The following is a 1445-nucleotide window of genomic DNA, read 5'->3' as shown; positions in this document are numbered from 1 at the left end:
TGTTGATTTTCACTGAGAACTGATGGTGTGGACGGCTCCCTGTGGTCCTGAGAGGATGCTGAGGAGTTGAATGTCAGTGAAGGAAACCATCATGCATCAGTTGGTCCGTATCGGCATGGATACCTCGAAAAAAGTGTTTCAGCTCCACGGCGTGGATGCCGAAGAGCGGGTTGCACTAAGCCGGAAACTGAGCCGACATCAGATGATCCGGTTTTTCGAGAAACTGCCGCCGACAGTGATTGGCATTGAAGCCTGTGGGGCCTCCCATCACTGGGCCAGAACCCTTGGCGCGCTCGGCCACGAAGTGAGGCTGATGGCGCCACAGCTTGTCAAACCTTACGTCAGGCGCAGCAAGAATGATGCGGCAGATGCCGAGGCCCTCTGTGAGGCGATGAGCCGTCCAACCATGCGTTTTGTGCCAGTCAAGACGGTTGAGCAGCAGGCAGCCCTCATGCTTGTCGGCATGCGGGAGCGGCTCGTTGGCAGACGTACGCAGCTGGCCAACTCCATCCGGGGATATGCTGCCGAATTCGGATTGACTGCTCCCCTTGGTCTCTCCCGCGTTGAGCCGTTCCTCAGGCAGATTGCGTCCGAGGATATCCTTCCCTCCCTGGCGCGCGAGATGTTTGCACAGATGGCAGAAGAGTATGGTGCCCTGATGGAGCATATCAGGGAGCTTGATGAAAAACTTGCCACATGGCATCGAAGTCAGGAGGTGAGCCGCAGGCTATCCGGAATTCCGGGCATCGGTCCTCTGGGAGCGGCTCTGCTGCTCATGAAGGCTCCGGATCCGCATCTGTTCCGTTCAGGCCGGGACTTCGCGGCCTGGATAGGTCTCACCCCTCGGGATCATTCGTCCGGCGGCAAAGTCAGACACGGCGGGATTACCCGGGCCGGAGACAGCCGCCTGAGAAGCACCCTGGTTGTCGGAGCAACAACCGTGCTTCGGCATGTGCGGCAGAACAAACAGAGCCGCCTCGCCACGCCGTGGCTCGTCAGTCTTCTGGGCAGAAAGAAGGCGAAGCTCGCTGCTGTAGCCCTGGCCAACAGGATAGCACGCATTGCATGGAAGCTGATGACCAGTGGCGAGACATACCGCAAGCCAGTGGCAGTAGATGCAATGACAGCGGCCACCGCTTCCTGACGAAATTGGCCAACACGACGCACGGGAAAAAGAACGTGATCGTGTGAGCCGATACCGCAGTCCTGCAAAGAGGAGATGGGGGATCGTTCGATCTGAATGGAAGACACTCCGCAAGAGCCCGTGGTTTTCAAAAACCGCAGAACTGAATGGAACTTCCATCGCAGAAACCATCTTGGCCAGCAGTCTGAACACTGCAACAACAGGCCGGACATATGGGTGCAAACGACACGGTCACATCACTATTTTCCCCCTTGCAAGACAGAGCCGTCCACATATGGGTTCTTCCGTACTTTTCGTGATG

Annotated in this window: 1 protein-coding gene; it reads left to right on the top strand. The window is 57.3% G+C overall.

The window, feature by feature from the left end; translation table 11 throughout:
- Window positions 1-91: 91 nt before the first annotated feature.
- Complete coding sequence (locus HKD31_RS15890) at window positions 92-1144, top strand: IS110 family RNA-guided transposase (protein WP_034929753.1); 1053 nt, start codon at window positions 92-94, stop codon at window positions 1142-1144.
- Window positions 1145-1445 lie beyond the last annotated feature (301 nt).

The organism is Gluconobacter potus, assembly GCF_015244705.1.
Classification (GTDB): domain Bacteria; phylum Pseudomonadota; class Alphaproteobacteria; order Acetobacterales; family Acetobacteraceae; genus Gluconobacter; species Gluconobacter potus.
Note: the sequence above shows the minus strand (reverse complement) of the source record. Positions and strands in the feature narration are given on the sequence as shown.